This is a genomic window from Arthrobacter sp. Y81, assembly GCF_002929335.1.
Classification (GTDB): domain Bacteria; phylum Actinomycetota; class Actinomycetes; order Actinomycetales; family Micrococcaceae; genus Arthrobacter.
On record NZ_PJIL01000004.1, the window covers coordinates 1 to 15,198 of the forward strand.

Here is a 15,198-nt window from a genome sequence, read left to right on the forward strand (position 1 = left end):
ACGGTGAGCGGCCCCAGGAACCAAAAGCCTGGAGCCGCTCACCTCTGCCCCCTTGACAACCGGACCTACATATCAGCGCTGCGCCGCGTAGCGGTACATAAAAGCGGCCATCTGGTCCCGGAGGATGGACGCGCCCGGCCGGAAGGTGCGCGAGGTGGCCGATTCCGCCCAGCCGTTGCTGATGCCGTTCTTGGCCAGCCACGAAATCTGCTTGTAGAAACCGTGGTCCGTGGGAATGTCCACAAACGGCGACTGGGCTTCGGGCACGTAGTCGGGTGAACCGGCGTGGCGGTAGATGAAGGCTGCCATCTGGTCGCGGTTGACCGTTGCGCCCGGCCGGAAGGTCCTGGTGCCATCCGCTTCCCTCCAGCCCGTGCTGATCTGCTTCTCCGCCAGCCAGGAGATCTCCCGGTAGAAGGCATGGTTGGTCGGGATGTCGGCGAACGGCGAGACAGCAGGCGGGACAAAGTCCGGATTGCCGGCCAGCCGGTACAGGAAAGCGGCCATCTGGTCCCGGTTCACCGGCTCGGCGGAACGGAACGTCCGCGTCCCGTCATATTCGGCCCACCCCTGGGTAATCTCCTCGGTTGCCAGCCAGTTGATCTCCAGGGCAAATGCCGAGTCCTTATTGATGTCTCGGAACACGGCGGAGTCGAACATGTGGGTCCATGAGGCAACGCTGCCGGCTACCAGTGCGTAGCCCGCGGTGGCTCGGGCCATCACCCCCATGTTGCCGGCGCCCGGGTAGGTCCCCGCCGGGACCACGTTGCCGGCCACCAGGTACTCCACCCCTTCGGAAGCGGGCACCGTGTAGGTGTCGTTGGGGGTTCCGAGCTTGTCCGTGAACTGCACGGGCGCCGGAATTGCCCCCGTGGCCACAACGGCCGTTTCTTCGCTGGTCCGTTCGGCCGGAGTGTACCCGGCCTTCGTGCCGTTGATGCGGAGGGCTAGCGGCTTGCCCTTGTCGTCCGCCGTGGGCGTGTAGGTGCTGCCTACGGCGCCGGGAATCGGGGCGCCGGCGCGCAGCCACTGGTAGGACAAGACAACCGGCTGGGGATACCACCCTCCCGGGTATGCCGTCAGTCGGCCGCCGACGATGGCCTGCCCCGAGATGTATACGTGATCCGGCGCGATGACCAGAGCCGCCACCGGCGCCGTCGGCGCAGAAGTGAACGTCACGCTTTTCCCGAAGAACCGGCTCGCGGTGACGGTGGCCGTGAGGGTGGTCCCGGCGTCGTCCGGTTGGATCAAGTACCCCGACGCTTGCGCTCCCGGAATGGGAGCGCCGTTGCGGTTCCACTGATAGGACAAGCTGATGTCGCTGGGTGTCCAAGTGCGGACGTCCGCGTAAATGTTGTATCCGACGGCGGCCTGCCCACTGATGATGGGGGCGCTTCCGGCTATTTCACGGTCGGGCTGAAAGGTGAGTGCCGCCGCCGCGGTCACCGTGCCGCTTCCGCAGCCTTTGGCACAGCTGAAGACATTGTTCCTGGCCGTGTCCTTGAGCCGCGTTTCCACACCGGCCGGAGTGACTTGGTCTCCCAGCCGGGACATCAGGAGGGCGGCGACTCCGGACGCATGCGGGGCGGCCATGGAGGTCCCTTCGGAATACGCATAGGTTTCGGAGGAGGCCGCCTGGGTGCCCTGATTGAACGTCACTACGATTCCGTGCTGCGGAGCATGGGTCATGTCGCCGCCCGGCGCCGCCACATCAACGGCAGCGCCGTAGTTCGAGTAGGGGGCCAGCGTGCCATAAGGGTCCATTGCCGCCACAGAGATGACGCGCTGGCAATTGGAAGGACTTGTGTCCGCAGCCGGCCGGCTCTCGTTTCCCGCCGCGACCACCACTGCAGCTCCGCTGTTGTAGGCGAAGTCGACGGCGTTCTGGAAGGTCGCCGAACAGGGGACGGTGGCGCCGAGGCTGAGGTTGATGACCCGGGCGGGGGTCGGGTTGGCGGGCAGGCCAGCGACGCTTCCTCCGGCGGCCCAGATGATGCCGTCCGTGATGTCGGACATGTAGCCGCCGCACGGGCCCAAGGCACGGACCGGGAGGAGTTTAGCCTCTGGTGCCACTCCGGTGATGCCTGTGGCGTTATTGGCCGTTGCGGCGATGATGCCTGCCACCTGGGTGCCGTGCCACGAGGACGGGCTGGCCGGGCGGCCGTCCCCGCACGCGCCGGCCGCGGTCCAGTCACCTTCGTCGCGCGGGTTCGGGTCGCGGCCGTCGGAATCCCGCGAATAGGCGGGATCGGACATCATGTCGTAGCCCGGGAGGACGTTGGCGTTCAGGTCCGAGTGGCTCGTGATGCCGGTGTCGACCACGGCCACGACGACGCCGGCACCCTTGCTGACGTCCCAGGCGCCAGGCAGGTGGATCGAGCCCAATCCACCATTGGCCTGGAGGCCCCACTGCTGTGGGTAGTACGGGTCGTTCGGAATCGCCGCCGTGGGGTACATCCGGATGTCCGGTTCGGCGTGCTCGACGGCGGGATCCCCCCTCAGCGCCGCCAGCGCCTTTTCGGTTTCACCGGCATCCAGCGTGCGTTCGGCCCGCAGGACGCGGGCACCCGCGGCTGTCCCGCGGACGTCGGTCACGGGGACCCCTACGTCCTTGGCCACTTTGCCGAGGGACTCCGTCCGCAGGCGGGATCCCGCCGCGGCCCTCTCTTTGAACTTCACAATGAACTGGTCGGTCGCAGCGCCGGAACTGACGGCTGGTGTGGCGGGCGCAACCGGAAGCGCCGGCGCATCATCGGCGGCGGCCGGAAGTGAAACCACCGAGCCGCAGACCAGGGCCAGAACACCGGGAATCAGTAAGCGGGCGGACAGACGGGTGCGCAGGGCATGAGACATCGCGAAATCCTTGGGGCCAGGCGTCGACCCCCCCAAGGAGCCGGACCGCGGGAAATAGAGACCGCGGAATCCGCGTCAAGCATGAGTGTAACAACGACTTTACAAATTGCCAGTCCCTTGAAGGCATCTGTTTTTCAGGGCCGGCGCCCGGAAGCAGGTGGCAGCACGCATCAGCTTTGGGCAAGAGAAGAGGCGGGCCGCCTGAGCCACATATTAAGCCAGCTTGGGATGGCCGGACCAGCCTAAGACCGAATGTGACCGGCCGCGTCCCCGTCCCGCACGTTGCCTCGCCTTAGTGCTCCAGCCGCAGCCTTGAGGCCGATTGCAGGGAGCAACACAACGGCGGCAACGACCGACAGAACGGTCCAGCCCAAATCCTCGGGGCTGAATCCGGCTTGGCGCTCCGGGCGCGAGTTCCGCCGGCGCCCGTCATGCATCAGTGTGATCATGGCCCAAGGCTATGTACCGGACACCCGCCTGCACCTCAGTAGCCAGTACCTGTCTTTGGCCTCACGCGACACTTGCCTGTACTGACCAGCAGCCCGAAAGACCGAGTCGTTCCTTTGCTGACCGCACGGTTTCACGTCAGGCGCCACACACAGCGTGGCGAACTGGAACACCCGCTCGACGCTCCACCAGCCGCCATCCGGCGGAAGCGCAGGCATCGCGTCTTACCGCGTGGACAACATGGGTGCATGCGTATCCGGCCAGCTGGTCGAGTGCCCTCCCTACCGAAGTCGCCGAACTCGCAACGCACCTTCTCGCCGAGGCCGCGAATTAGGCGGCGGCCCGCCCAAGCCGCGGGCACAGCGAAGACGGACCACCTGACGCCATCGTAAGCCAGGCTTAGTTCTTGGCTACCGGGTCACCGCAAGAACGAGGACCCATGCCGTAACGCCGGCCAGCAGGATGAGTGACCCGAATTTGAGGTAGGGCCACCCTCGGGTCGAGGTCAGGGAGCGCTTTTCGTGGCGGCTGTAGTTGCTCATGCTTCACTCTTTCACTGCCACCTCCACGCTCGCTGAGTACGGCACGCAAGACCGGCTAGTTCCCTACTTAGGCTCCTCGAGAAGTTCCGAGTTGGGGTCGGTCGAATCCGCAGGGCTTCCTACTCGCGATCGCAGAACTTGCCGAACCAACAGTTGTTGGGATTCGTGACAATGCGATTATCAGCTATGTCTGAAGGTTGCCGTCTTGCGCTCCTCGACGACTCAGTAGCAACCGTTTTGGGCCCGGGTGTTGACAGCCGTCCCGGTGCCTGTTCCTAGGACGTCAGGTCTGATTTGTCGCGCGCAACCATCGCACTTCTTGCCCCCGATGGGCTGTCTCGCGCGTCCTCGCCCTGGACCCTGCCAGGCAATGGCAGGGAACGATGGGCCGCACCGCGGAAGCCGAACCTGAGCGAACAATGACGCGATTCTCGGTGGCGGCGAAATCCTAGTGGTGCGCGCGGGTCTCCTGCAGGCGCTTGATGAACCAGCGGGACTGCTCCGGCCCGTACGGCAGCACCGGGATGGCCTTGGTGGCGTCGCTCGGGGTGTCACGGATGGACTGGATGGCCTGACGCACGGCCGTGCTCATGGTGTTGGCCATGGTCTTCACGAACTGGTCGCTGCAGGGTTCGCCGTGGCCCGGGATGAGGAACTCGTAGCGGTGGCGCAGTGCGGACAGGTGCCGCAGGGCGTCGGCCCATTCCTCCGGGAAGGCGTCTTCGAAGGACGGGTGCGAGCCCTGCTCCACCAGGTCGCCGGCGTACAGGGTGGTGGAGGTTCCCACCAGCAGGTCGCCGTCGGTGTGGCCGCGGCCCAGGTAGAACAGCGTGACGGTCTGGCCGCCGAGGTCCACCAGGACGGGCTGGTCCTTCACGATCGCGTTCGGAACCACGAGTTCGGCGTCGGCGCCTTCGCCGGTAGCCATTTCGGGTTCCAGGACGGCGACCATGCGGCGCTGCCGGTCCCCGTTTTCCTCAATCTCGCGCGCACAGTTCTCGTGCGCATAGAACTCGGTGACGCCGTCGTCCGCGAAAACGGCGTTGCCGAAGAAATGGTCGTAGTGGGCGTGGGTGTTCACCACCACCAGCGGCAGCTGGGTCTTTTCGCGCACGGCGGCCAGGATTTCCCGGCCCTGCCGCGGTCCGCCGCCGGTGTCGATCACCATGGCGCGTTCGGCGCCGACTATGAGTCCGGTATTGAGCTTCGAGCCTTCGGTGGTCAGCACATGGTTGCCCTGGCCGACCTCCATCCATCGCGACATTCTGTTCTCCGTATTCATGCGTTCCGGCGATCTTAGGCCTCGATTCTACCCACGCCTTACTGGTGGAAGCCTGATGAAAGGCACGCGGCGGCGGACCAAAACAGCGGTCATCGCCTTGTTCGGCGCAGGCGAGCAACCTGTGCCGTACTTCAGTTGCCCGGCCGAGGAAGCGGAGGTGCCCGCATGGAATCCGGAACGTCCCTGGAGCGGATGGTGTTTTTCAGTGACGCCGTCTTTGCCATCGCCCTGACCCTGCTGGCCCTGGACCTGAAACTGCCCGAGGGCATGGCGGCGGCACAGCTGGACGGCGCCCTGGTCGACGCCCTTCCGGAACTCTTCGCCTACGCGTTGTCGTTTGTGATCATCGCCAAGACATGGCTGTCCCACCACTCGGATTTCGCCCTGATCCGCCATTTCACTCCGACGCTCGCCTGGCTGAACCTGGCCCTGCTGTTCTTCATCGCCATGCTCCCGGCGCCCACCTCGGTCCTCAGCGAATACGGGGACGACCCCACCCCCTGGCCGAGCATTCTGTACGCCACCAACATCGCCGCGATCTACCTGCTGATGGCCGTGATCTGGAGTTACGCCCGGCATGCGAAACTCATGGATCCGGGGATGACCGCGCACGTGCACCGGCGGGTGTTCACCGCCCGCATGGCCGTGCCGGCGGTCTTCCTGCTCAGCATCCGGCCGCGTTCTTCCTGAACTCCTACACACCGCTGCTGTGGCTGCTGCTCCTGCCGGCATCGCGGCTGTCACGCTGGCAGTCCGCCCGGTCCCTGCCCAGTTCACAGCCCCGGCCGCAGGGCGACGGCTAACGCCGGCTGTCGGCTGCGATACCGGCGAGCAGCTGTTTCAGGGTCCACTCGTAGTGGTCTTCGCTCCCGTAGCGGTTCATGGGACCGGCCGCCGCCGCGGTGAGCGGAAACTCCGGCGGCGCCGGCGGCAGCTGCACCGCTCCCCCGCCGCTGGCGGCCTCGCGGGCGAGGACGAAGGAGGACCAGCCGTAGTTCAGTGCCACTATTCCGCTGAAGGCGGCGACCGCGGCGTCCCCGGTGATGCCTGCACGCTGCAGGATACGCAGCGCGGCTTCACCGATGGGCAGGGCGTTCGCTCCCGGATACGGGTGTCCGATCAGCGGGGTGACGGCCCACGGATGGTCGCGCAGCATCCGGCGGTGGTTCCGTGCGAACGCCGCCAGGTCGTCCGGCCAGCTGGCAGTTTCCGGTGGAGCCGTGAACCGCCCCAGCACCCGGTTGAGCAGTGCGTCCACCAGCTCGTCCTTGGTGGCGAAGTAGCGGTAGAGGGACATGGGCGCGGCCTCCAGCGCCACCGCAACGGCCCGGACAGTCAGCGATTCGAACCCGGTTGCCGCCACCTGCTCCGCGGCGTCCAGGATGGCGTCCACGGTCAGCGAGTTCCGGGCGCGGCGGCTGCGGGGTTCCGTCGAGGTTTTCGAAGGCATGGCACCGTCTTTCAATCGGAAAAGTTGAGTCGCAGGACTCTTGTGTACAGTGTACGTTATGGCGTAGCGTACTTAGTACACAACCACTGCAAGAGGAGATCCTCCAATGTCATTCCTACGCTGGGCACCAACATTCCTCGGCTTCCCGGTGGGAGGCTGGCTGGCCTTCCAGATGGCCGGCTCAGTCACAGGCCCGCTCACGGCGGCACTGGCAGGCGTCATCGCCGGAGCTGTGATTGGCGGCGCACAATGGCTGGCACTGGGACGTGCCGCAGGCTGGCGCTGGCTCGCCGCCACCACAGTCGGAATGGGCGCCGGAAGCGCCCTGGCGGCCGTCGCCACCGGGGCGGGAACCACGACGCCGGCACTCGTTATGTCGGGGCTGGTCACCGGCGCGGTGGTCGGCGCAGCCCAGGGGGTCGTTTTGCGCAGCGGCCTGCGTATCACGGCGGTTTGGGCGGCAACCGTCAGCTTGAGCTGGGCCCTCGGCTGGCTGGCCACCGCGAATGTGATCGTCGACGCCGGGAACGGCTACGTCGCCTTCGGTTCCAGCGGTGCCCTGATGGCCATGGCTGTTACCGGGCTGGTGCTGCGGCGTATCCTCGGCCCCGGTGCCCCGCGTGGGGCCGTGGGAACTCCTGCCGCCGCGGCTGCTGCATCCGAGAAGGCAGTCCGGTGAACGCCACCATCACAGCGGCCGTCCTGCTGATCCTGCTGCCGCTTGCCTTCAACGCAGCCTTCGCGGCTCTGGCAGCCAAGTTCGACTATCCGGACATCCTCCGGCGCCCCACAAGTGAAGTCCTGGAACGCTTCCGGCAGGGCCGCCCGGCGCTGGTGCTGCTCTGGTGGGCGTTCGCCATGACGGCCGTCCTGCTGGCGCCGCTGGCGGTGCTCCTGGCGGGTGTCCTGCACGGCGCCGATCCCCTGCTGCTCAGCCTCGGCTCAACCGTCGGCGTACTGGCTGCCCTGGTGCAGTTCCTCGGTCTGATCCGCTGGCCGTTCCTGGTGCCGTATCTTGCCCGGGTGGCGAGCGAGGGCAACGCCTCCGAGGCGCGGAAGGAGGCGGTGGATGTCGTCTTCCAGTCGTTCAACCGGTACCTGGGGGTGGCTGTGGGCGAGCATCTCGGCTACCTGTTCACCGGGACGTGGAGCGTCCTGGTCGGGGCCGCGATCATGCAAAGCGACGCAGTGCCGGCCTGGCTGGGTCTGGTGGGTATTGTGGTGGGTGCGGTGCTGGCGGTCTGCTCGCTGGAGTTCGTTGGACCGTTCGAGCGCGACGGCTGGAAAGTGGCAGCCGCGCTGACGCCCGTCACGTACATCGCCTGGTCGCTGTGGCTCGTGGCAACCGGCGTGGCAATGCTGCTGTGACCTTGGGGCACCCGATTGGGTTACAACGAACCACGTCACTTCATGTGGATCCCGTGACGGCGGTAGCGGCGTCAGCGTCTAGTGCACCAGGCACTCGGACCTGCTTTCATAGAGCCGTATCCCGCTGTTTGCGCCGACGGACCGAATCGCTCTACCGGGGCAGCCCGCGGGTGGCCTCATGCCAGTCGACACGGCCCCGGACTCGATAACGGGGGCCACGCAGCGGAAAATGCATTGAAGCCGACGCACAGGCGGCGGCCTCGTATGCGTGACCGCCCGGACCGTCGGTTGGTCGTTGACCGCCGACGGCGCACCCTAGGCGAGTACCAACCGATTGAACGCCCACGGACCATCAGACGTACGCATTGGACAATTGGGCGAGGAACAAAGAACCCCTTCCGCGGGCCTGACGGCCTGAGTCCCTCATGTCTCCCCGGTGATTTTGATCGACCGAATGGGGACCGCAATTACTAGCGAACGGTAGGGAGACTTCAACGTGGTGATGGTGGTGCAGCACGTAACCATCGTGACCGAATACGTACCGTGTGAAAGGAAGGGAGTATTTACTATGAAATTAAGCGCGTAGTTCCTACTGTGGTTTGGCTCTCAACGACCAATTAGCGTTTGGGCATGTCGATTTACCTGTAAGAAGATTCCGTCGGTGCATCCTCGAGGCTAGGGCTGTACCGGCCAAACGCATGACTCTTCAGGTCCATCAGCGGGTCTCTTCAAACAGCATTTGGAATTGGGTGTTCAGCCGTGGGCAATGAAGCTGGGGAAAGTACGACGCCATTCGTAAGTGGCGCCAATGTTAAGCGCCGCGGACTGCTGAGGCTTGGAACTTTGGCGAGCGCGATTACTGGGACGTTCGCTTTGTCGGGTCTCAGCGATGGCCGCGCTGAAGCTGCGCCTCCACAGCCAATGTCCGAGAAGGACCTCAGCGCAACTATTGGAACTGAGGTTTCGACCCCCGGGCGGGCGGCACGGACTGCGTTGGACACCATCTTCGGGCGCAATGGCGACATGGCTCTGAATGTAAAGGCGCCACCATACAATGCCAAAGGTGATGGAGTGGCCGTAGACCGGGCAGCGATCCAGAGCGCCATCAATGACGCCAACGCGTCCTACGCGGCTACGGGCCAGCGGCAGTCCGTATTCATCCCGTCTGGGGTATACCTTCTCGACTCCATAAACTACGTCAAGGACGACGCCACAACCTTCGGAGCGACGTCGCTCAAGCTCCTTGACGGTGTGGAACTGTCCGGGACTGGGACACTCAAGGTCAAGAACAACGCATACGGTGCCGGCGCGTTCTACCGCGCCATATCGTCACGCAACGGCGGTGCTTCGAACGCCGGAGTTAGTGGCATCACTATCGACGGCAATAAGGCCAATCAGGTTGGGTCGTCACAGTGCTCCAACATCATGATCGAAGCATTGGCTAACATAACGGTCGACAACGTGAAGTCGGTCAATGCCAACGGCAACGGCATCATGGTTCGAGGAACCAGGACCACAGCCGCTACGAACTTACGTATCACCAGGAACACCGTCACCAACTGCACTTGCGTCGGCATTCAGTGTTCCCAGTTCGACGGACTAGTCATAGCTGACAATTATGTGGCGAATACGGCCGACAACTGCATTGACATATATGGGGAAAACGGCACCATCCTGTCCAACGCTCGGAATTGGTCAATCACCGGAAACACGGTCCGCAATGGCCTAGTCGGCATCTTCCCCGAAACGAGCCGTGACGGCATAGTGTCAGCGAACACAGTGAGCGGATGCACCATCGGCGTTTCCATTAACCGCATCAATGGCCAGCCAATCGGCGTGGTCATCTCAGGCAATGTCATCGTGGCATGCCCGACCGGCGTCAGTGTTAGCGGCGATACTGGGGGTATACAGGTGAGGGGCAACTTCATCCGGGATTTCACTGCCACGGGAGTGCAACTCGGCGGGGGCAGCGGAAATATCTCCTATGTCACGGTCGAAGGCAACGACTTCCAACCCAACGGTGCGACCACATATCTCATCAATGTCGCCGGGTCACTGGCCGCCTTCCTTCGGGCCCGGAACAATAGTACAACCGCCACGAATCGCGCTTACGACTTGATGAACACGGCGACAACCAACGTTATGAATATCTTGGAACCCCCACACTGCCAGACACAGGTGAACCGCGATCAGAACCTCGCTGTGACGGGCATCAGTGTCGCATCGGGTGGAACTTTCACCATCCCAATCCCGGCCAACACCTCAGGAATACTGACCGTAAAGGGCACCATGGGAGGCGGCTGGCAGTCAGCCTACGTCGCTGCGGTTGCCTCGGGCAGTGCTGCTGTCGCCGTCGCCCAGTCAGCAACGACATTCACGACACCGGGGAATTCAATCCGCAACGTCGCGGGATCGACCACGTCGCTGAACGTGACCGTACTTGCGGCTGCATCCGGATCATTTGGGTCTTTCGCATGGTCCTACCGCTACTTATAGACGACCTATTCGCCGGTAAAGCAGCATAGCCTGCGCCATCGAGCCAAGGCATCGTCAATCCATTTCCCTCTGGGTTGACCGTCTCGACGCATATCGGAACAGATCGATAACGCTGACCTCCACTTCCGTCTCCAGGACCAGGTTCGCGTCGGCGGGTACTCTGCGGACGCAACGTCGCGAATTATCAATTCACTGTGCGACCGAATTACTACAAATCAGCCAGAATGGACCCGGGGTTCTCGATCGCGTCAGCCACGTACCTAAGGAATCCGCCGGCCGTTCCTCCGTCGCACACGCGGTGATCAAAAGTTAGCGTCAGCTCAGTGACTTTTCGGACGGCAAGCTGCCCGTCAGCCACCCACGGCTTGTCGATGATCCGGCCAACGCCCAGGATCCCCACTTCCGGGTGGTTGATGATCGCCGCGGAGCCGTCCACTCCGAAGACCCCATAGTTGTTCAGCGTGAAGGTGCCGCTGCCCAGCTCGGACGGCGTCGCTTTGCCCTCCCGTACGACGGCGGTGAGCCGGCGGATTTCGGCATCCAACTCACGGGCGCTCATCTTGTCCGCGTTGCGCACTGACGGCACCATCAGTCCGCGGCCTGTCTGTGCGGCGAAGCCTAGGTTGACGCCGTCGAACGCGACGATCTCTTGGCTCTCCCCGCCGGCCACGTCCTCCGTGGTGACAATCCGGGTGTTCAGTGCCGGGTACTTCTTCAATCCGGCCGTCACAAACCGCGCGATGAATGCCAGGAGGCCTGGGGTATTGTGCGGGTTCACCTTCTTCAGGGCGGCACGCATCTCCACGAGGGCCGTGGCATCAACATCGACCCACACTGTGGCTTCCGGGATCTCGGAGCGGCTGCGGGTCATGTTCGCGGCCACTGCCTTGCGAACGCCGCGTAGCGGCGTCCGGGCGGTGACGCCGAGACCCGTGCGGGAGTCGGTCTCCGCTCCGGTTTCGACAGACTCAACCACGGAACGCGGTTCAACCCTCGGACGTCGCGTTTCGGCAGGCTCAACGACCCGACGCGGCTCAACCGCCGGAGCGGGGGCGATCGCCGCCTCGACGTCCTTGCGCATGATCAGCCCGCTTGCACCCGACCCTTGGAGTCCCCCCAAATCAACTCCATGGTCGCGGGCCATCCTGCGGACCAGCGGCGAAATCACCGCACCGAGTTTGCCCGGCACGCGGGTGCGCAGAAGAAGGAGATCGTCGGCTGCCTTCTCCGCTTCCGGGATTTCGACGGGCTCAATCACCGGGCGGACAGGCTCAATCACCGAGGTCGCGGCCGCAGAGGATTTCCGGGGCCGACTGCGCCGGGCGACGCCGTGTCCGCCTGGTGTTCCATATCCGATCAGGACGTTGCCGGAGCCGGCTTTTTCCTCGTCACGGTAAGTTTCTGCCGCGACAGATGCGGCAGGCTCGGTTTCGACAGGCCCCACCACCGGGGCCTTGGATTCGGCAGGCTCAACAACCGGGGAACCGATGGGCGTGACCGAGATCAGCGGCTTCCCGACGTCAAGGGTCTGGCCCGGCTCCCCGTGAAGCACGGCAACGGTGCCGGCGTACGGCGACGGGACCTCCACCAAGGACTTCGCGGTCTCAACCTCGGCGATGGGCTGGTCGACGCGGATTTCGTCGCCCACGGCCACGAGCCAGTTCACCAGTTCGGCTTCCGTGAGGCCTTCGCCCAGGTCCGGCAGCAGGAACACTTTCGTTTCGCTCATCTGATCAGTCTTCCCACTGGAGGTCGTCAACGGCGTCGAGGATACGGTCCACGCCGGGCAGGTAATAGTGCTCAAGCTTCGGCGCCGGATACGGCACGTCGAAGCCGGTGACGCGGCGGATGGGCGCGGCCAGGTAGTGGAAGCAGCGCTCCTGGACCCTTGCCACGATCTCTGACGACACTGACGCGAAGCCATGTGCTTCGGCGATGACCACGGCACGGCCGGTCTTGCGGACCGACGCGCAGACAGTCTCGTCGTCGAACGGCACGATGGAGCGGACATCGATGACTTCCAGCGAGCGGCCTTCCTCTGCCGCCGCGGCAGCGGCGGCCAGCGCGGTCGGCACGGACGGGCCGTAGGCGATAAGGGTGGCATCGGTCCCGGGGCGGGCGACGGCGGCGCGGCCTTCCGAGGACGTTCCCCGTTCGGCGTTCGCGGCGTGTTCGGCGCGGAGTCCTTCAAGGTCCACCAGGTCCTTGGACCAGTAGAGCTTCTTGGGCTCCATGAACATGACCGGGTCGTCGGAGTCGATGGCTTCTCGGAGCATGCGGTAGCCGTCGGCGACGGTGGCCGGGGTGAAGACCTTCAGGCCGGCGGTGTGGGCGTAGTAGGACTCGGAGGAGTCGCAGTGGTGCTCCACTCCCCCGATGCCGCCGGCGTACGGGACGCGGATGACGATGGGCAGCTTGACCGCGCCCTTGGTGCGGTTGTGCATCTTGGCCACGTGGCTGACGATCTGTTCGAATGCCGGGTAGGCGAAGGCATCGAACTGCATCTCGATCACCGGGCGCATGCCGTTCATGGCCATTCCCACGGCCATGCCGACGATGCCGGATTCGGCCAGCGGGGTGTCGAAGCAGCGGGACTCGCCGAAGGTCTTGGTGAGGCCGTCCGTGATCCGGAAGACGCCGCCGAGCATGCCGACGTCCTCGCCGAACACCAGGACGGAGGAGTCGGCGTGCATGGCGTCCGCCATGGCGGTGTTCAGTGCCTTGGCGAGTGTGATGGTCTGCGGGCCGGTCGATTCGGCGGTGGCTGCGGCCTTGGCGGCGGCGCGGGCTGTTGCCGCACTGACGTTGCCGTTGACTTCGGAGGAGGTGGTGACAGTGGGGCTCATTTTGTGGCCTCCGTATCGGATGATGCGCCGGCGCTGGCGTCGCGGGCCAGTTCGTCGGCGAGCAGGGCGGACTGTTCCTTCAGCTGCGGGGTGGGGGTGGAGAAGACGTACCGGAAGAGATCCTGGGGGTCGACGGGGACGTCCTCGCCCAGGCCTTCGCGTAGCTGTGTTGCTATTGCCTCCGCTTTGTCGGTGATGCGGGCGGCGCCGTCGTCGTCGAGCAGGCCGCGGTCGGTCAGGTAGGTCTGCATCCGCTTCAGCGGATCCCTGGCCACCCACTGGGCCACTTCGCTGTCCTGGCGGTAGCGGGTGGCGTCATCGGCGTTGGTGTGGGCCTGCATGCGGTAGGTGTGTGCCTCCACCAGGAGCGGGCCGGAGCCTTCGCGGGCCAGCTTGACCGCGCGGCCGAGCACGGCGAGGAGGGCGACGACGTCGTTGCCGTCCACGCGTTCGCCGGCCATGCCGTAGCCGACCGCCTTGTGGGCGAGCGACGGCGCCACGGACTGGTGGGCCAGCGGCACAGAGATTGCGTACTGGTTGTTCTGCACGAAGAAGACAACGGGCAGGTGGAAGACGGCCGCGAAGTTCAGGGCCTCGTGGAAGTCGCCTTCGCTGGTGGCGCCGTCTCCGCACATGGCCAGGACCACGGTGTCCTCGCCGCGGAGCTTCGCGGCGTGGGCGACCCCGACGGCGTGGAGCAGCTGGGTGGTCAGCGGCGTGCACTGGATGCCCACCTTGTGCTTGGCGGGGTCGTAGCCGCTGTGCCAGTCGCCGCGGAACAGGGTCATGGTCTGGACCGGGTCCACGCCGCGGGCCATCACGGCCACGGAGTCGCGGTACGTGGGGAAGATCCAGTCGCCGTCGGAGAGGCAGAGGGCGGCCGCAACCTGGCACGCCTCCTGGCCGTGGCTGGACGGGTAGACAGCCATCCGGCCCTGACGGACCAATGCGGAATTCTGGTCATTGACGCGGCGGCCGACAACGAGCTGCTCATAGGCGGCCAGCAGTTCGGCGTCGCCGGGCAGGGAGTATTCGTGGCCGGGCTGGGCGCCCTGCTCGGTGTGGGGGTTCAGGGTGCCGTCCTGGTCCACCATCTGGATCTGGTGGCGGGCCGGCAGCATGTAGTCCTCAACCGTGATGCCGAACTTGCGCACGGCCTCGGCTGCGGCGCCTTCGGTCACGTGGTTCCCGGCCGGCTCTTCCGGCGAGTGCTGCCCGAGGGCGGTGTGGTCCGCGGAGATCGTCATTGGTCAGTCCTTCTGTAGCCACTATTCGTTTCCAGTATCGTCCTGAAGGAACTTTCGTATCCAGTCCCGTAGGAAATCGTGGAGAAGTATGGAATTCTGGCCTAGTCTGAAAGACAAATCGTAAGTGTGAGCTGCGTTACCGGCGGGAGTTGTGGACAAATGGCAGGGACCGAAGGGGACCAAGTGGCGGTGCCGCTGGATGACGTGGACCGGAACATCATCGCGGAGCTGACCCGGGACGGGCGGATGTCCGTCACCCAGGTTGCGGAGAACGTGCACATCTCACGGGCGCACGCTTATACGCGGATCGCCAGGCTGACCGGCGAGGGGGTGCTGACCAAGTTCACGGCCCTTGTTGACCCCATTAAGGCCGGGCTCAAATCCTCCGCCTACGTGACGCTGAAGGTAAGGCAGCATTCGTGGCGCGAACTGCGCGAGCTACTTCGGGCCATCCCGGAGGTGCACCACATTGCCCTGGTAGGCGGCGACTTTGACGTCATCCTGCTCGTGCGGGCAGTAGACAACGTGGACCTGCGCCGCGTCATCTTCGACCAGCTGCAGTCCATGCCGGGGGTGCTGGATACACAGACGTTCCTGGTGTTTGAGGATGTGGATACGCGCTAGGCCTCATGAAACCCGCCAACCTAAGTAGGCCGCGCGATCACAC

12 protein-coding genes are annotated in these 15,198 nt (G+C 64.8%); 5 read left to right on the forward strand and 7 right to left on the reverse strand.

Annotation, left to right across the window (positions count from 1 at the left end):
* Positions 1-72: 72 nt before the first annotated feature.
* The 3 genes from CXQ91_RS06990 to CXQ91_RS06995 all read right to left on the reverse strand — a co-directional run bounded on the left by CXQ91_RS06990 (position 73) and on the right by CXQ91_RS06995 (position 5,106).
* Positions 73-2,853, reverse strand: a complete 2,781-nt coding sequence (locus CXQ91_RS06990; RefSeq protein WP_104173209.1) for a S8 family serine peptidase — start codon at positions 2,851-2,853, stop codon at positions 73-75.
* Between the two features lie 857 nt (positions 2,854-3,710).
* The gene (locus CXQ91_RS25220; RefSeq protein WP_258073859.1) at positions 3,711-3,842 is read right to left on the reverse strand and encodes a hypothetical protein; all 132 of its coding nucleotides are present in this window, start codon (positions 3,840-3,842) and stop codon (positions 3,711-3,713) included.
* A gap of 448 nt (positions 3,843-4,290) precedes the next feature.
* Complete coding sequence (locus tag CXQ91_RS06995) at positions 4,291-5,106, reverse strand: MBL fold metallo-hydrolase (RefSeq protein WP_181038812.1); 816 nt, start codon at positions 5,104-5,106, stop codon at positions 4,291-4,293.
* Positions 5,107-5,289: 183 nt separating this feature from the next.
* Here CXQ91_RS06995 and CXQ91_RS07000 point away from each other — a divergent pair, with 183 nt between their 5' ends.
* Positions 5,290-5,814, forward strand: a complete 525-nt coding sequence (locus tag CXQ91_RS07000) for a TMEM175 family protein (RefSeq protein ID WP_258073860.1) — start codon at positions 5,290-5,292, stop codon at positions 5,812-5,814.
* 109 nt (positions 5,815-5,923) lie between these two features.
* Here CXQ91_RS07000 and CXQ91_RS07005 read toward each other — a convergent pair whose 3' ends face one another.
* Positions 5,924-6,574: a TetR/AcrR family transcriptional regulator gene (locus tag CXQ91_RS07005; RefSeq protein WP_104173211.1), complete on the reverse strand. Its 651-nt coding sequence runs from the start codon at positions 6,572-6,574 to the stop codon at positions 5,924-5,926.
* Positions 6,575-6,680: 106 nt separating this feature from the next.
* Here CXQ91_RS07005 and CXQ91_RS24990 point away from each other — a divergent pair, with 106 nt between their 5' ends.
* The 3 genes from CXQ91_RS24990 (at position 6,681) to CXQ91_RS07015 (ending at position 10,438) form a co-directional block, all read left to right on the forward strand.
* Positions 6,681-7,253, forward strand: coding sequence for a hypothetical protein (locus CXQ91_RS24990; protein ID WP_219816497.1), 573 nt, complete (start codon positions 6,681-6,683; stop codon positions 7,251-7,253).
* The gene (locus CXQ91_RS24995) at positions 7,250-7,942 is read left to right on the forward strand and encodes a DUF4386 domain-containing protein (protein ID WP_219816498.1); all 693 of its coding nucleotides are present in this window, start codon (positions 7,250-7,252) and stop codon (positions 7,940-7,942) included. Before CXQ91_RS24990 ends, CXQ91_RS24995 begins: the two co-directional genes overlap by 4 nt.
* A 993-nt stretch (positions 7,943-8,935) precedes the next feature.
* Positions 8,936-10,438: a NosD domain-containing protein gene (locus tag CXQ91_RS07015; RefSeq protein WP_181038813.1), complete on the forward strand. Its 1,503-nt coding sequence runs from the start codon at positions 8,936-8,938 to the stop codon at positions 10,436-10,438.
* A gap of 208 nt (positions 10,439-10,646) precedes the next feature.
* Here CXQ91_RS07015 and CXQ91_RS07020 read toward each other — a convergent pair whose 3' ends face one another.
* The 3 genes from CXQ91_RS07020 to pdhA are packed head-to-tail and all read right to left on the reverse strand — an operon-like array spanning position 10,647 to position 14,531.
* The gene (locus CXQ91_RS07020; protein ID WP_104173214.1) at positions 10,647-12,167 is read right to left on the reverse strand and encodes a dihydrolipoamide acetyltransferase family protein; all 1,521 of its coding nucleotides are present in this window, start codon (positions 12,165-12,167) and stop codon (positions 10,647-10,649) included.
* A 4-nt stretch (positions 12,168-12,171) separates the two neighbouring features.
* Positions 12,172-13,284 carry an alpha-ketoacid dehydrogenase subunit beta gene (locus CXQ91_RS07025; protein WP_104173215.1) on the reverse strand — a complete coding sequence of 371 codons (1,113 nt, stop codon included), beginning with the start codon at positions 13,282-13,284 and terminating at the stop codon, positions 12,172-12,174.
* Positions 13,281-14,531, reverse strand: coding sequence for a pyruvate dehydrogenase (acetyl-transferring) E1 component subunit alpha (gene pdhA / locus CXQ91_RS07030; protein ID WP_104173216.1), 1,251 nt, complete (start codon positions 14,529-14,531; stop codon positions 13,281-13,283). Before pdhA ends, CXQ91_RS07025 begins: the two co-directional genes overlap by 4 nt.
* A gap of 159 nt (positions 14,532-14,690) precedes the next feature.
* Between pdhA and CXQ91_RS07035 the strand changes: the two genes are divergently transcribed.
* Positions 14,691-15,155, forward strand: a complete 465-nt coding sequence (locus tag CXQ91_RS07035) for an Lrp/AsnC family transcriptional regulator (RefSeq protein WP_104173217.1) — start codon at positions 14,691-14,693, stop codon at positions 15,153-15,155.
* The last annotated feature ends 43 nt before the right edge of the window (positions 15,156-15,198 follow it).